This window comes from Ruegeria sp. AM4, assembly GCF_056540665.1.
Genome location: NZ_JBQFXD010000009.1, coordinates 154,353 through 169,951, shown reverse-complemented (window position 1 = coordinate 169,951; position 15,599 = coordinate 154,353). Strand labels below are relative to the sequence as shown.

At 59.6% G+C, this 15,599-nt stretch carries 12 protein-coding genes; 4 read left to right on the top strand and 8 right to left on the bottom strand.

Going from position 1 to position 15,599, the window contains the following annotated elements:
• Positions 1 to 30 precede the first annotated feature (30 nt).
• The 4 genes from ACR0JA_RS16850 (at position 31) to msrA (ending at position 3,295) form a co-directional block, all read left to right on the top strand.
• On the top strand, positions 31 to 1,122 hold the full coding sequence (locus tag ACR0JA_RS16850) for an NAD(P)/FAD-dependent oxidoreductase (protein ID WP_480577393.1): 1,092 nt from the start codon (positions 31 to 33) through the stop codon (positions 1,120 to 1,122).
• A gap of 216 nt (positions 1,123 to 1,338) precedes the next feature.
• On the top strand, positions 1,339 to 2,226 hold the full coding sequence (locus tag ACR0JA_RS16845; RefSeq protein WP_480577390.1) for a DMT family transporter: 888 nt from the start codon (positions 1,339 to 1,341) through the stop codon (positions 2,224 to 2,226).
• 113 nt (positions 2,227 to 2,339) lie between these two features.
• Positions 2,340 to 2,789 carry a peptide-methionine (R)-S-oxide reductase MsrB gene (gene msrB / locus ACR0JA_RS16840; RefSeq protein WP_480577387.1) on the top strand — a complete coding sequence of 150 codons (450 nt, stop codon included), beginning with the start codon at positions 2,340 to 2,342 and terminating at the stop codon, positions 2,787 to 2,789.
• Positions 2,786 to 3,295 (top strand): peptide-methionine (S)-S-oxide reductase MsrA, encoded by a 510-nt coding sequence (gene msrA, locus ACR0JA_RS16835; protein ID WP_480577384.1) that lies wholly within the window; start codon positions 2,786 to 2,788, stop codon positions 3,293 to 3,295. Before msrB ends, msrA begins: the two co-directional genes overlap by 4 nt.
• Positions 3,296 to 3,307: 12 nt before the next feature.
• Here the strand turns inward: msrA and ACR0JA_RS16830 are convergent, their stop codons facing one another.
• From ACR0JA_RS16830 to ACR0JA_RS16795, 8 genes are all read right to left on the bottom strand, one after another.
• A complete protein-coding gene (locus ACR0JA_RS16830; RefSeq protein WP_480577381.1) occupies positions 3,308 to 5,311 on the bottom strand; it encodes a hydantoinase/oxoprolinase family protein in 2,004 nt (667 codons plus the stop codon).
• Between the two features lie 71 nt (positions 5,312 to 5,382).
• On the bottom strand, positions 5,383 to 6,420 hold the full coding sequence (gene queG / locus ACR0JA_RS16825; protein ID WP_480577378.1) for a tRNA epoxyqueuosine(34) reductase QueG: 1,038 nt from the start codon (positions 6,418 to 6,420) through the stop codon (positions 5,383 to 5,385).
• A gap of 78 nt (positions 6,421 to 6,498) precedes the next feature.
• Positions 6,499 to 7,164, bottom strand: a complete 666-nt coding sequence (fzlA, locus tag ACR0JA_RS16820) for an FtsZ-binding protein FzlA (protein ID WP_480577374.1) — start codon at positions 7,162 to 7,164, stop codon at positions 6,499 to 6,501.
• 59 nt (positions 7,165 to 7,223) lie between these two features.
• On the bottom strand, positions 7,224 to 7,961 hold the full coding sequence (gene mtgA / locus ACR0JA_RS16815) for a monofunctional biosynthetic peptidoglycan transglycosylase (RefSeq protein WP_480577371.1): 738 nt from the start codon (positions 7,959 to 7,961) through the stop codon (positions 7,224 to 7,226).
• Positions 7,962 to 8,000: 39 nt separating this feature from the next.
• Positions 8,001 to 8,918 (bottom strand): Hint domain-containing protein, encoded by a 918-nt coding sequence (locus ACR0JA_RS16810; protein ID WP_480577368.1) that lies wholly within the window; start codon positions 8,916 to 8,918, stop codon positions 8,001 to 8,003.
• A gap of 185 nt (positions 8,919 to 9,103) precedes the next feature.
• The gene (gltB, locus tag ACR0JA_RS16805) at positions 9,104 to 13,636 is read right to left on the bottom strand and encodes a glutamate synthase large subunit (RefSeq protein WP_480577365.1); all 4,533 of its coding nucleotides are present in this window, start codon (positions 13,634 to 13,636) and stop codon (positions 9,104 to 9,106) included.
• A complete protein-coding gene (locus ACR0JA_RS16800) occupies positions 13,633 to 14,067 on the bottom strand; it encodes a GFA family protein (RefSeq protein WP_480577362.1) in 435 nt (144 codons plus the stop codon). The genes gltB and ACR0JA_RS16800 overlap by 4 nt, the downstream gene beginning before the upstream one ends.
• A gap of 27 nt (positions 14,068 to 14,094) precedes the next feature.
• Positions 14,095 to 15,528 (bottom strand): NAD(P)-dependent oxidoreductase, encoded by a 1,434-nt coding sequence (locus ACR0JA_RS16795; protein WP_480577359.1) that lies wholly within the window; start codon positions 15,526 to 15,528, stop codon positions 14,095 to 14,097.
• Positions 15,529 to 15,599 lie beyond the last annotated feature (71 nt).

Below are 15,599 nucleotides of genomic sequence, written 5' to 3'. Positions count from 1 at the left end.
TCAAATCACTGTGCCGCAATGGGGGATCCGATGGGTAAGCAGAAAGTCGTTATCATTGGGGGCGGGTATGTCGGGTTCGAAGTCGCCCAGAAGCTGGATGCCTACGCAGACATCACCCTGATCGAACAGCGCGAAGCTTTCGTTCAACCGCCGGCGTCGATCCGCGCGCTGGTAGACCCTGAGTTGCTGGATCAAATCATTCTGCCCTACGACAACCTGCTGACGTCAGGAAAGGTTGTTCACGGTCGCGCTGTATCGGTGACGCAATCCGAGGTCACATTGGCCTCGGGCGCAGTGTATCCGGCAGACTATGTCGTGATAGCCACAGGGTCCGCCTATGCCGCTCCGTTCAAACCGTCAGGCGATAGCATTGCCGATTTCCGCCAAGCCAGCGCGAAAGTCAGCAAGCAGCTGGCCGAGGCGAATTCGGTCGCAATTGTCGGCGCAGGCGCTGTCGGGACGGAGCTTGCAGGCGAGATCGCTGCGGCGCAGCCAGATAAGTCCATCACATTGATTTCGTCGGATGATACTCTGTTCCCGATGTACCCGGCGCGGTTGGGCGCTCAGCTTAGACGCAAACTGGAATCACTGGGCGTTTCTGTTGTTTTGGGTCAACGAGTGCAGGATCTACGCCATTCCGATCAGCCCTACAAAGGTACCGTTACCTTGACGGACGGACGGGTTATCTCTGCTGATCTTATTTTCCCGGTGATCGGGTCAAAACCTCTATCATCCTTGGCGCAAAGCCTACCGGGCGCGACCACCTGGTCTATGGGTCGGGTCAAGACTGACAAATGGTTGCGACCTTCAGACTACCCAAACGTCTTCGTCGCTGGCGACATCGCCGACGTTGGTGACAACATGACGATAGTCGCAACAACCCGGCAAAACCCTTGGCTTATCAAGACACTCAAGAACGTGTTGCACGGATCGTCGGTTGAGAGCCAGAAACCCTATATCCCATGGAAGACAGCGCCCATTCTGATACCGCTGGGTCCGGTCATCGGCAACAGCTGGCTTTTCGCGACGGTAGGAGACTGGATCACCCGAAAGATGAAAGGGAAGGACCTGTTCATTCCCAAATATCGACGGGCCTTTGGATTGCAGATCAAGGGCAAATAGATTCGTTCCGCTGCGCAAGCAGGGCATGCTTGGGCGCAGCTTCGTTGCTGGGCACGTGCCCGCGCCGACGACGTTTTGACCAGTTTCAGCATTACTGCGGCCTGCAGCTCCCTGGAAACGTCAACTTCTTGAAACGACACAGAGGTTTCTATAAGCCTGCCGCTTGCGATACTGCCGGAAATTGAAAACATCCGGCCAATTCAACAGGAGGCCGGAATGGACTTGCGCGCCATCGCCATGGGGCTTGTTTTTGCCTTTATCTGGTCTTCCGCCTTCACTTCGGCGCGGATCATAGTGGCAGATGCCTCACCGCTGTTTTCGCTGGCGCTCCGATTTCTGATCTCGGGCCTGATTGGCGTGGCAATCGCCCGGGCAATGGGGCAAAGCTGGCATCTGACGCGTGATCAGTGGCGGGCCACGATCCTGTTCGGAATCTGCCAGAATGCCCTTTATTTGGGTCTGAATTTCTACGCTATGCAATCAATCGAGGCTTCGGTCGCTGCAATCATCGCCTCCACCATGCCTCTGCTTGTCGCGCTGGCCAGCTGGGTCCTGCTGGGTGAAAAACTGCGCGCTGTTGGCACCGCTGGTTTGTTCGCCGGGTTTGTCGGGGTCGCCCTGATCATGGGCAGCCGGATCAATGCCGGGGTTGATCTGTTCGGCGTTGCATTGTGCGGGTTGGGGGCACTGGCGTTGACCTTTGCCACAATGGCGGTGCGCGGTGCGACATCGGGTGGGAACTTCATGATGGTTGTTGGGCTTCAGATGCTGGTCGGGTCGGCCATCTTGTTCCTGGCAGCCCCAATGTTCGAAACCATTTACATCCACCCGAATACGATCTGGGTCCTGGCCTTTGCCTACACAACCCTGTTCCCCGGACTGCTCGCCACGCTGATATGGTTCTTGCTGTTGAACCGAATCGGCGCCATCCGCGCGGCGACATTCCACTTCCTCAACCCAATCTTTGGCGTCGCAATCGCGGCTGCACTTTTGGGCGAAACGCTGGGGCCATGGGATATTGTCGGCGTTGCAATCACAACTCTGGGTATCCTGATCGTCCAACTGTCGCGGCAACCCGATCCGCGCGACAAATCCTCGACCTGACGCCTGGCGCGCCAGCGATGAATTTGCACAAGCGCGCGATCCCGTTGAAATATGATTTTGATTTCCGCACCACCATGCCCACATACTGACCGGATCAAAATGTCGGAGGAGCCATGACCCGCTATACCAAAGACCCCAAGGCCATTGCCGCCCTCTCAGCCGAAGAGTTTCACGTCACCCAGCGCAGCGGCACCGAACGTCCCGGCACCGGCAAGCTGCTGGGCAACAAGGAACCGGGTATCTATGTCGATATCGTCTCGGGCGAGCCTTTGTTTGCTTCGACCCACAAGTACGAATCCGGCTGCGGCTGGCCCAGTTTTACCAAGCCGATTGTCCACGAGCATGTGGAAGAGCTGGAAGATCGCACTCTGGGCATGATCCGAACCGAGGTCCGCTCAAAACATGGCGACAGCCATCTTGGGCACGTCTTTCCCGACGGTCCGCGCGAACATGGCGGGCTGCGCTATTGCATCAATTCTGCCGCCCTGCGGTTCATTCATCGTGACGCGATGGAGGCCGAAGGATACGGCGAATACCTGATTCATGTGGAGGATATCCAATGACCGAAGACCGCGCTGTACTTGCCGGGGGCTGCTTTTGGGGCATGCAGGATCTGATCCGAAAGCTGCCCGGTGTGGGCCGCACGCGCGTCGGCTATACCGGCGGCGACGTGCCCAATGCCACCTATCGCAACCACGGAACCCATGCCGAAGGGATCGAGATCTGGTTCGACCCGGCGCAGATATCCTATCGCCAACTGCTGGAATTTTTCTTCCAGATCCACGACCCCACCACGCTGAATCGTCAAGGCAACGACCGTGGCATGAGCTATCGGTCTGCGATCTACTACGTCGATGACGCTCAGAAACAGGTGGCCGAGGATACGATCGCGGACGTGAATGCCAGCGGCCTATGGCCCGGGCGCGTCGTGACCGAGGTCGAACCCGTCGGCGACTTTTGGGAGGCCGAGCCCGAACATCAGGATTACCTCGAGCGTATTCCCAACGGCTATACCTGCCATTTCCCACGCGCCGATTGGGTTCTGCCCAAACGCGACGCGGCGGAGTAATCGGCGCAAGGGCTACCCCACGGCAACGCGTGGTCGCCCGCTGGCCTCGACGGTGATCTGGGCCTCGACAAAAACCTCCTGCGCCTCGATCTTTGCGGTGCGGACATCCTGATCCACGACCACGCGAATGTCCTCGGCGCCCGCGGCGCGCACGGCACCCTCCGCCTGATCGCGCAAAACGGTTTCCAGCAGGGTCATTGCCTTCTGCGCATCGTTGAAATCCTGCGGACCATCCTCAAGGTGAACACGGAACCGCCCTTCGGCGGGTGACGTGACCGTGCCGGACCGGCGCAGGGTCAGCCGACCCACCACGGCACCGATCGCGTTTGCGACCCCAGCATGCTCGGGCAAGATCATCTTGCAGCGCAGCCGTTCACCAACCGCCGGGTAATAGCTGGGGGCCGAGGCGCCAAGACCGACTACATCCACGTTCAACGCCGCATCCAGCGCCAGCAATCCACGATGCCCCGCCAGCCCGCGCTGCGTCAGTAGGTGACGCGCCAGATCACGGGCGGAGTGCTCGAAATCATCAAGTTCTTCCGCAAATGCAGTCTCTAACAAGGTCAAAGAGGTCTGCTCGGTCAGTTGATCCACGATCATCTGCGCCAGGGCCTCGGGCGACCCCGCCAGCACCTCGCCCGTCCCGATCCGCTTGCGTGCAATCAGGGTCAGCGCCTTGTGGGCTGCGTCTCCATCCCATTCTTTCAGTTGTCCAAGCACATGGCTGGCATCTGACGGCGTGATGCCTGAGACCTGAACAATCCCGCGATCCACCAAACGGTTCAATGCGCCATGTTCCATCCGGGTCTTCAACAGTTTGGCAAGCGGCAGGACGTCATCGCCCAACCGCTCAAGCAGTACGGCTTCGCGCGCACCCGCGCCATCGGCGGGAATTCCCGGGACGCGGCGGGCAAATCGCGTGTCATGTTCACCCACTGTTGTGGCGCGCAATTGCTCGTCCAACACAGCGTGTACTACCTCGGGCGCATCGGTCGCGATCAGGGACACCGGCAAAACCCGGCGTGGCCCCAGAAATACGCCACCACCCAGCCCTTCGGTCACCACATGCACCTGACTGTCGCCGCCAAGACCATGAGTCCGCATGGCGACCGCCTCGACCATGGTGCGAAATCCCCCGACCTGGGCACCTGCCGGATCAATCGCGGGCTTGCTGTCCCGGATCAAAGCAACGTCGGTGGTCGTCCCGCCAATGTCCGAGACCAGCGCATTCTCTGCCCCGGTCAGCCAACGCGCACCAACGATCGAGGCCGCGGGGCCGCTGAGGATCGTTTCGATCGGCCGTTCCCGCGCCTGTTCGGCACTCATCAGCGCGCCATCACCCCGCACCACCATCATCGGTGCCGTGATGCCTTGTTCGCGCAATTGATCCTGTGCCCGTCCGATCAGGCGGTCGATCATGCCGATCAACCGCGCGTTCAGCACAGCTGTAACCGCCCGTTTCGGCCCGTTCAGCCGTGCGGACAGGTGATGCGAGCATGTCACGGGAACCCCAGTACGCTCGGCGATCACGCGCGCGACTTCCAGCTCATGCGCCGGGTTGCGCGTGGCGAATTGCGCCGCAACCGCATAACCCGAGATGCCGGAATGTGAGTCTAAAAAGGCCAAAAGCGCATCGTGGTCCAAGGCGGCCGCTTCTCCTCCGGCGTGGTTATGGCCGCCGGTCAAAACCAAGGCGGGATCGCCTTTCAACGCGTTGCGCAATCCGTGCTTTTCAAGATCGCTATCGCGAAACCCGACATAGATCAGCGCCACGCGTCCGCCCTGCCCTTCGACCAATGCGTTGGTCGCCAGTGTGGTCGACAATGAGGCCAGCGCGATCTGATCCGGGGATACGCCCGCGGTCTCAAGCACTGCAGAAACTGCTTTGCCCACGCCGATTGCCAAATCCGCTCGGGTCGTCAGAGACTTGGCCGAGGCCACAACTTCTTTCTCGTCCCGAACCAGCACTGCGTCCGTGTATGTGCCACCTGTATCCACACCCAATGCCAGGGCCATGGGGTTCTCCTTCTATTCGCGCAGATTGGGTGTAGCTGGAAATTGCGGCACGTCCAGCCTGTTTGCGGCATTTACGACAGCTGTTTCACCGCCCAACGCGCCGCGTCGGAAACAGCCGGATCCTGATCACTGGTCAATGCTTGAGCCGAGGGTTCCAATTCGGCCAACCCCGAATTGCCGATAGCGTACAGAACATTGCGCACAAACCGATCCCGCCCGATGCGCTTGATCGGAGACCCGGAAAATTTGGTCCGAAATCCCGCGTCATCCAGCGACGCCAGTGCTGCCAGCCGCGGGGCCGCCAAATCATCCCGTGCCGCATAGCGTATATCGCTTGCCGCCACGGCGAACTTGTTCCACGGGCACGCTGCCAAACAGTCGTCGCAGCCGTAAATCCGGTTTCCCAACGGCCCCCGCAACTCCTCGTCTACCGGACCCTTATGTTCAATGGTCAGATAGGAAATGCAGCGGCGCGCATCCAATTGATACGGTGCAGGAAAAGCATCGGTCGGACAAGCGTCGAGGCAGGCACGACATGACCCACAGTGATCGACCTCGGACATGTCAGCCGGAACGTCCAGTGTGGTGAAAACAGACCCTATAAAGGCCCAATTTCCCCATTCCCGACTTACAAGATTGGTATGTTTGCCCTGCCACCCCAAGCCGGCCGCATGTCCCAATGCCTTTTCGGGCACCGGGGCCGTGTCGACAAACACCTTCACTTCGCCACCTGCTTCGGCAATCAGCCAGCGGGCCAGACGCTTGAGGCGCTTTTTCACCAGATCATGGTAATCCTTGTTCTGCGCATAGACCGAAATTGCCCCGCGATCAGGATGATCGAGCACCTCGGTCGGATCATGGTCTGGCGTATAGCTTTCGGCCAGCATGATGACGGATCGCGCCTCGGGCCACAGTGCGGACGGATCGCCGCGCCAGTGTGTGCGCTCAGCCATCCAGCCCATCTGCCCGTGATACCCGGCCTTCAGAAACGCGGCCAACCGATCGGGAACCTGCGGCACATCCCCTGGCCGACACACCCGGCAGGCCACAAACCCTTCGGACAGAGCCTGCGCAACCAACCGTTCCTTTAACTCCGATCCGCTCTTCATCTGGCTAAAAAATCCTCAGGGGGGAATCGCGCCCCTAGCGCGATCGCGGGCCGACAGCGCCCCTTTTGTCCCAGCCTATCAGAAATCCAGATCCGCGTAATGGGGCGGCGGACGGAACCCGGGCACCTGATCTGCCAAGATCGACCGAAACGCCGGGCGCGACTTGATCTTGGCATACCAGTCCTTGACCGCCTGCGACCTATTCCAATCCACGTCCGATATATAATCCAGCGCCGACAAATGCGCCGCAGCGGCAAAATCGGCCAGAGTCATCTGATCACCAGCCAGCCAGCGGCGATGGTCCAGCAACCAAGCCATGTAATCCAGATGATACTTGATCGCTTTGGCGCCAGCCTTGACGTTCTTGCTGTCGGGATAGCCTTGCCCGGTAACCTTCTTGTTCACGCGTTCATACAGTAGCTTCGAGGTCACCTCGTGGTGAAACTTGTCGTCGAACCAACCAACCAGCCGCCGAACCTCGTACCGGGCCTCGGGCTTTTTCGGCATCAGCGGCGGCTCTGGTCGTGTTTCTTCGATATATTCGCAGATCGCGGCGCTTTCGGCCATCACCTGCCCGTCCAGTCGCAGGACCGGGACCTTGCCCGCCGGATTGCGGCGCAGGAAATCCGGGTCCTGTTCCCAATACTTCTCTTCGACCAGTTCGACCTCGATCTTCTTTTCAGCCAGAGACAACCGGACCTTGCGGCAATACGGGGACAGGGGAACGTGAAACAGACGCGCCATGGGTTTCCAATCGAACCAGAGAGTACCTATTCAGCTTTAGCCTTGGTCGGGGCGCGGTTTCAATCCTCGAAACAATCCGCGCGACCATCTGCGCGGATGGTGGCCGCCCCATCCAGAATCGACGCCGCGCGGCGTCGGGTTCGCGCCGTGGGGTCGGTCACCGACCGATTGCGCGGGGATGGCAGAATTGCCGCCAACCGCGCGGCCTGAACCGGCGACATCTTCTCTGCGCTGACACCGTAATAGCGCTGCGCTGCCGCCTCGACCCCAAATACGCCCTGACCGGTCTCGGCAACATTCAGGTAGACCTCGAGAATGCGCTGCTTGGACCAGACAATTTCCACGACGGGTGTCATCGTCGTTTCCAGCGCCTTGCGCACCCAACTGCGGCCCTGCCACAGGAAGACGTTTTTTACCACTTGCTGAGAGATCGTCGATGCGCCGCGCGTGCCGCCATCCTCCAGCGCATCGCGGATCGCCTCGACGTCAAAGCCCCAATGCAGGCAGAAATTTGCATCTTCCGCCGCGACCGCCGACCGCGCCATCACGGGCGCGATCTGATCAAAGGACACCCATTCCCGGTCAACACGCCCCAAGCGACGCCATTCCGACCAGATCGTATGGGTGACAGGGGGGTTAACAACCGAATAGATCAACACCAGCGCCATAAATGCAGCGACCGCGCCCAGCGCCAGCCGCAGCACCCAACGCCGGATCACGCTCAGGATCGAGGGGCGTTTCTTTGCCTGATTTGCCTTTTTTGTCCCGCCTTTCCGGCGAGCTGCTTTCTGTGCCATGTCCCTGCTATACGTCGCGCCGGGGAGGTTGTGAAAGGCTTAATTCGCCATCACCCGCCCTTCGCGCGGATGCACCACCGGGCGTACGGTCTTTAGATCACGTCCGCGGTTTTTGGCCAGTTCGGGGAACAGGGCCAGTATTTCCGCCTGCGTTTGCCGTTCGGACCCGGAAATCGCGTGGCCGGGGAAATAGCTTTCGCTTTTCGCCCCGTTCGCAGTGATGATTTCATGTTGCGAGAACAGAAGATGGATATAGTCGATCGTCCCACCCTCGACCCGTGTGACGGTATCGTCATTCACCAGACAATGGGCGGCGATCAAAACCTCGGAATGGCCATAAAGGTACGGCGCGCGCCAATCGTCGATCAGCATGCGATGCTGCGGCGACACCAAAAGCGGGCGCGTCAGACCGAACACACCGCTGTCGAAACGAATAGGGGCCAGCTTGCCCTCGGCCTCGACCGAAGTGCGTCCGATCCAGATCAGCGGCTGAGGACCGTGATCCACCGTCAAAACCAGATCGCCAACTTTCAGGTCTTCGACCAGACGTTCGCCATCCGGCGTTGCGATCATGGTGCCCGGCGTAAAACAGGGCGGGCCCAGTTCCGTGGGGACAGTCAGCGGGCCTTCGGTCGTCACAAACGTTGTCGAGACAAGGGTGCCTTCCTGAAGCACCTGACCGTCGGTTGGGGTAAAGGCACGCGAACCATCTGCAAGGTAGAAAGTTATTCCCACATAGGTCACGTCACCGACACCGGGAACATTGATCGTTACCGTGTCACCGGGCCAGGAATCGACGACCAATTGCCCGTTGACGGTGTCGCCGCCAAAATCCTCGATCTCGTCGTTGTCGTCCTCATCAATAAGATCCAGAACGTCGATTGTGATCGCCGTGCCTACAGGCGGCGGGTTCGCCGGATCGAAGGAGTAGAACTGATCTGTGTATGTCGTAGGCATGCGTTTGCTCCAACTCACTTACACCCAGGACAGGACGATAACCGGACAATCCCGAACAAACTGTGACCAAAGCTAGGCTCTTTGGGCGCACCTGCGCAAGGATTTGGCGACAGAGCCTTTAAACAAGCAGGCCCCCGCGTGATACAAAGATCACGCGAGGGCCCATGAATTCTAGCCAATTCCGCCTATTCTGCGGGAACCGCAGCCGCTTGGACCGACAACGGATGGCTGAGTTTGTTCAGCATCTCTTTCGGGCATACCTGCAGGAAATGGGCCATTTCGACATCCCAATGTTGCAGAATATCCGTCGCCTTGCGGCTATAGGTTTCGTGCGCGTGCCGTTCGATCAGCGATTTCAACTGGGCCTCCCAGTGATCGACCGTTACCGGACAGGTCACCAGCGTTTCCTTGTTCATCAGCAGTTCAGCCTTGCCTTCTGGATCATACAGATAAGCCATGCCGCCTGTCATGCCCGCACCAAAGTTGGCACCGATTTCACCAAGGATCACAGCGACGCCGCCGGTCATATACTCACAGCCGTTCGACCCGCAGCCCTCGATCACCACCGTGGCACCCGAGTTGCGCACCGCAAACCGTTCACCGGCGCGACCTGCCGCAAACAGGCTGCCATCGGTTGCCCCATACAGGACGGTATTGCCGATAATGGTGTTGTCATCTGCCTTCAGCGGGCTGACTTGTGGTGGACGCACGACAATCGTACCGCCCGACAGACCCTTGCCGACATAGTCATTGGCATCCCCCGACACTTCCAGTTTCAAACCCGGAGCGGCGAATGCGCCCAGCGATTGCCCCGCCGAGCCTTGCAGTTTCACGTGCAGATGGTCCGGCTGGAACGTATTCCGCATACCGAAATTCTGAACGATGTGGCTGGAGACGCGCGTGCCGACCGTCCGGTGCGTGTTCTGGATCGCGTAAGACAGCTGCATCTTTTCGCCATCCTTCAGGAACCGGGCTGCATCGCGAACAATCTCGGCGTCCAGAGTGTCGGGTACCGCGTTGCGATCCTTGTCGCGGTTGTACACGATATCGTGCGCGCCATCGACCGTGATCAGCAGCGGATTGAGGTCCAGATCGTCCAGATGGGCAGATCCGCGGCTGACCTGCGCCAGCAGATCGGCGCGACCGATGATCTCGTCGATCGAACGCGCGCCGAGGCTGGCCAGAAGTTCACGCACTTCCTGGGCGTAGAAGGTAATCAGGTTCACCACCTTGTCAGCGTTGCCGGTGAACTTGGCGCGCAGGCTCTCGTCCTGCGTACACACACCCACAGGGCAGGTGTTCGATTGGCACTGACGCACCATGATACAGCCCATCGCGATCAGCGCGGCGGTGCCGATGCCGTATTCCTCGGCCCCCATCATCGCAGCCATGACGATGTCGCGCCCTGTGCGCAGACCGCCATCGGTGCGCAGGGTCACGCGGTCGCGCAGGTTGTTCATCGCCAGCACCTGATGCGCTTCGGTCAAGCCCATCTCCCATGGCAGACCGGCATACTTGATGCTGGTCGCAGGCGACGCACCCGTGCCACCGTTATGGCCCGAGATCAGGATGACGTCAGCTTTGGCCTTTGCCACACCAGCAGCAATCGTGCCCACGCCCGAGGACGCCACCAGTTTGACCGTCACCTTGCAGCGCGGATTGATCTGTTTCAGGTCATAGATCAGCTGCGCCAGATCCTCGATCGAATAGATGTCGTGGTGTGGCGGTGGCGAGATCAGCGTCACCCCCTTGGTCGAGTGACGCAGGCGCGCGATCAGGTCGGTGACCTTCATGCCCGGCAATTGGCCGCCCTCACCCGGCTTGGCACCCTGAGCGACCTTGATCTCAAGCTCTTCACATTGGTTCAGGTATTCGGCGGTCACACCGAAGCGGCCCGAGGCCACCTGCTTGATCTTTGCCGACGGGTTGTCGCCATTGGGTTCAGGCACGAAATGCGCCGGATCTTCGCCACCTTCACCCGAGTCAGATTTCGCACCGATCCGGTTCATCGCCACGTTCAGCGTCTTGTGCGCCTCGGGGCTCAATGCACCCAATGACATACCCGGCGTGACGAAGCGTTTGCGGATCGAAGTGATCGATTCCACCTCTTCGATCGGCACCGGATTGCCCATTGGCTTGAAATCCATCAGGTCGCGCAAATGGATCGGCGGGTTCGATTGCATCTTGGCCGAATACTGCTTCCACAGCTCATATGAGGCTCTGTTACAGGCCATTTGCATCATATGCATCGAGGTGGCTTCCCACGCATGGGTCTCACCCGATTTACGAGCCTTGTAGAAACCGCCGATGGGCAAAACGTCCAGACCGCTGTCCCAGCCCTTGGCGTGGATTTCCTCGGCCTTGGCTTGAATGCCGGTGACACCGATGCCCGAAATGCGGCTGGTCATGCCCGGGAAATACTCGGCAACCATCGCGCGACTGAGGCCAACCGCCTCGAAATTCAGGCCGCCGCGATAGGATGAGATCACCGATATGCCCATCTTGGCCATGATCTTCAGCAGACCCTGATCGATCGCCTCACGGAAGCGGGCAACATTTTCGGTCAAGGTCCCGTCCAGCAAACCGCGATCGATGCGGTCGGCCAGCGAATCCTCGGCCAGATAGGCGTTCACAATGGTCGCGCCACAGCCAATCAGCACCGCAAAGTAATGCGGGTCGACGCATTCGGCAGACCGCACGTTGATCGAGCAGAAAGTACGCAACCCCTGACGCGTCAGATGCGAATGCACGGCGCTGGTCGCAAGTATCATCGGCATACCGACGCGACCCTCGCCCGAATTCATATCGGACAGCACCAAGTGGCCGGCCCCGGAGCGCACGGCCTCTTCCGCTTCGGCTCTGACACGGGCCAACGCAGCGCTCAGAGCGCCCTGGCCGGGCTCAAAGCTGCAGTCGATCTCGGCCAAAGGCGCGTTGAAGCTCGCGACCAGCTGGTCCCATTGCGCATTTCCGACAAACGGGCTTTCCAGCACGATAATCTCGGTCTGGCTGCTGTCTTCGTCCAGAACGTTCTTGAGGTTTCCAAACCGCGTCTTCAGCGACATGACGCGGTATTCGCGCAAACTGTCGATTGGCGGGTTGGTGACCTGGCTAAAGTTCTGGCGGAAGAAATGGCTGAGCGGGCGATATTGCTTGGACAGCACGGCCGACGGCGTGTCGTCTCCCATCGAGGCCAGCGCCTCTTTGCCGTCTTCGGCCATCGGGGCCAGAATCTGCTCCAGTTCCTCGACCGAATAGCCAGCTGCAATCTGACGCTTGCGCAGTTCTTCGCCCGAATAGATGGGGACCTCGGTGACACCGGCCAAAGTGCTGTCCAGATCGGTAATCTTGCCGACCCAGTCGCCAAACGGCAACGCGCGCGCCAGCTTGTCCTTGATCTGGGTGTCGCGGAATAGTTTGCCCTTTTTCATGTCCACGGCCAGCATCTGGCCCGGTCCCAGCGCACCTTTTTCGGTCACGCTGGCCTCGTCAATCGGCACCATGCCAGCCTCGGATCCGGCAATGACCAGACCATCACCCGTGACGACGTAGCGCATCGGGCGCAGGCCGTTGCGGTCGAGACCGGCGCAAACCCAGCGGCCATCGGTCATGGCCAGAGCCGCCGGGCCGTCCCATGGCTCCATCACCGAGTTGCAGTAGGAATACATGTCGCGCCAGGCCTGCGGCAGTTCGACCGCCTGCTTGGACCAGCTTTCCGGAACCAGCATGGTTTTTGCCATCGGGGCCGAGCGGCCTGCGCGCACCAGAACTTCGAAAACCGAGTCTAATGCAGCGGAATCCGACGATCCGCCCGCAATAATCGGTTTGATATCCTCGGCGTAATCTCCAAAACTGTCCGATGTCATGCGGATCTCATGACTCTTCATCCAGTTGATGTTGCCCTTCAGCGTGTTGATTTCACCGTTATGGGCCAGCATGCGGAACGGCTGTGCCAGCCACCACTGTGGGAAGGTGTTGGTGGAATAGCGCTGGTGATAGATCGCAAAGGCGGATTCAAACCGCTCATCCATCAGATCGGGATAGAACACGGCCACCTGCTCGGCCAGCATCATGCCTTTGTAGATGATCGAGCGGCAGGACAGCGACGCCAGATACAAGCCCGCGATACCAGCCGCGGCGGCGGCCTTTTCGATACGGCGACGAATGACATAGAGCTCGCGCTCAAATGTCTCTTCGTCCACGCCTTTCGAGTTTGAGATCAGAATCTGTTCAATCTCGGGGCGGGTGGCATTGGCTTTGTCGCCCAGGCACGTGACATCGACCGGCACATGACGCCAGCCATAGATGTAGTAGCCCATCCGAAGAACCTCGGTTTCAACGATGGTCCGGCAGCTTTCCTGTGCGCCGAAATCGGTTCGGGGCAGGAATACCTGACCCACCGCGATCAGCTCATCCAAATTGGGTTCATGGCCCGTGCGGCGGATCTGATCGTAGAAGAATGGAACCGGGATCTGAACGTGGATGCCTGCTCCGTCTCCGGTCTTACCGTCGGCGTCCACAGCCCCGCGATGCCAGATCGCCTTAAGCGCGTCGATCCCCGCGTCCACAACTTTGCGTGAGGCTTTGCCGTCGATGGATACAACCAGTCCCACACCGCAGGACGAATGTTCTTCATCTTCGGAATAAAGACCGTTTTCCGCCATCCATTGACGCTTGGCTTCTTCGGCCCGCACCCATTCGGCATCATATTTGGTCATTGGCTGTCTCCTTCTGCCGGCAGGGCGTACAAGGCTTCGACCTCTGCTTTGGTCATTTGCCGGCGTTCGCCTGCGAACGCATAGCCGCCGGGTTTCTTGTCGATATAAACTTCCAGTTTCAGCGCGTGGCCCGTGTCTTCGAACAGGCCCGCTGCCATTTGAGTTTGTCCGTGCATCTCGCCCGGCAGGGTGATCCGGTACCAAAGCGCCGAACCACATTCGGCGCAAAAGGCACGTTCTGCCCACTCGGACGAGGTGTAAGTTTTGACCGGGCCCAACGCTGCGTATCCGGGCTCGGCCGGAAATGTGACCAGCATCGAACTGGTCCAGCGCCGGCACTGGTCGCAATGGCATGCGCCCAGCGCGTCTTTCGCTGGGCTAGCGGTCACGGTCACCGCGCCACACATGCATTGGCCTTGCAATTCGGGCATCAGACCCTCCTGTCGCTGGGCTGGTGGTTACTCGGCTGCGACGGCAGCCTTGCTGTTGAAACGGTCGATAATCGCATCGGCGCAATCGCGGCCATCGCGGATCGCCCAGACCACCAGAGAGGCACCGCGCACGATGTCTCCGATGGCATAGACGCCGTCCATTTCGGTCGCACCGGTCTGGAACGCTGCCTTTACGGTGCCCCAACGGGTAACGGGCAGGTCGGGCTGACCGAACAGGGTGGGCAGATCTTCAGGCTCGAATCCCAACGCCTTGATCACCAGATCGGCCTCTTCGACGTAATCGGCGCCTTCGATCACCTCGGGGGCCTGACGGCCCGACGCATCCGGCTGACCCAGACGCATCTTCTGCACCATCACGCCGTTGACCTTGTCGTCGCCGGTAAAGCCCTTGGGCGCGCTAAGCCATTCAAAGATTACGCCTTCTTCCTCGGCGTTCTGAGTCTCGCGCTGCGAACCAGGCATGTTCGCCCGGTCGCGGCGATACAGACATTTGACCGAAGTTGCGCCTTGACGGACCGAGGTCCGCACGCAGTCCATCGCGGTGTCGCCACCGCCAATGACCACAACTTTCTTGCCCGCGGCATTCAGGCGGCCGTTGTCGAAATCTTCGACCGCGTCGCCAAAGCTCTTGCGGTTCGAAGCGGTCAGGAAGTCGATCGCTTTTTCGATCCCATCCAGCCCGCTGCCCGGCATCGACAGGTCACGCGATTTGTAAACGCCGGTCGCAATGATCACCGCGTGGTGCTTTGCCCTAATTTCCGCAAACTTGGAGGCATCCACGTCACAGTTCAGCTCGAACGAGACACCTCCGTCGGCCAGCAGCTCGTTGCGGCGCTGCACGATGTCCTTTTCCAGCTTGAAGCCCGGAATACCATACATCAGCAACCCACCGGCGCGGTCATAGCGGTCATATACAGTCACCTGAATGCCCGCACGACGCAGCATGTCCGCGGCCGCCAGCCCACCGGGGCCGCCGCCGATGATCCCAACACTTTCCGAGCGTTCAGCTGCGGGTTTTGCGGGCTGCACCCAGCCTTTGTCCCAGGCGGTATCGGTGATGTATTTCTCGATCGTGCCAATGGTAACCGTGCCGTGACCAGATTGTTCGATCACGCAGTTGCCCTCGCACAAACGGTCCTGCGGGCAGATACGACCACAAATTTCGGGGAAGGTATTGGTGGCCTGGCTGGTCTGATAGGCCTCTTCCAATCGTCCGGTCGCGGTCAGATTCAGCCAATCGGGAATGTTGTTGTGCAATGGGCAGTGCGACTGACAATAGGGTACACCGCATTGGCTGCACCGACTGGCCTGCTCTGCCGCTTTCTCGGCCGCGAACTCTGCATAGATCTCGTCAAAATCGTCTTTACGGTCACCGGCGGCACGCTTTTCCGGCATGACACGGTCGATCTGCACAAATTTCAGCATCGGTTGCTTGGCCACGGCTCAAACTCCATGAATTGGCTTGGTCGGGTTTCTTTACGGTAAGGCCCACCGGATTAAAAGTCAGTATA

Coding starts and splice junctions, on each gene's coding strand:
- ACR0JA_RS16850 (WP_480577393.1), top strand. CDS start 31: ATGGGTAAGCAGAAAGTCGTTATCATTGGGGGCGGGTATGTCGGGTTC.
- ACR0JA_RS16845 (WP_480577390.1), top strand. CDS start 1,339: ATGGACTTGCGCGCCATCGCCATGGGGCTTGTTTTTGCCTTTATCTGG.
- msrB (WP_480577387.1), top strand. CDS start 2,340: ATGACCCGCTATACCAAAGACCCCAAGGCCATTGCCGCCCTCTCAGCC.
- msrA (WP_480577384.1), top strand. CDS start 2,786: ATGACCGAAGACCGCGCTGTACTTGCCGGGGGCTGCTTTTGGGGCATG.
- ACR0JA_RS16830 (WP_480577381.1), bottom strand. CDS start 5,311: ATGGCCCTGGCATTGGGTGTGGATACAGGTGGCACATACACGGACGCA.
- queG (WP_480577378.1), bottom strand. CDS start 6,420: ATGAAGAGCGGATCGGAGTTAAAGGAACGGTTGGTTGCGCAGGCTCTG.
- fzlA (WP_480577374.1), bottom strand. CDS start 7,164: ATGGCGCGTCTGTTTCACGTTCCCCTGTCCCCGTATTGCCGCAAGGTC.
- mtgA (WP_480577371.1), bottom strand. CDS start 7,961: ATGGCACAGAAAGCAGCTCGCCGGAAAGGCGGGACAAAAAAGGCAAAT.
- ACR0JA_RS16810 (WP_480577368.1), bottom strand. CDS start 8,918: ATGCCTACGACATACACAGATCAGTTCTACTCCTTCGATCCGGCGAAC.
- gltB (WP_480577365.1), bottom strand. CDS start 13,636: ATGACCAAATATGATGCCGAATGGGTGCGGGCCGAAGAAGCCAAGCGT.
- ACR0JA_RS16800 (WP_480577362.1), bottom strand. CDS start 14,067: ATGCCCGAATTGCAAGGCCAATGCATGTGTGGCGCGGTGACCGTGACC.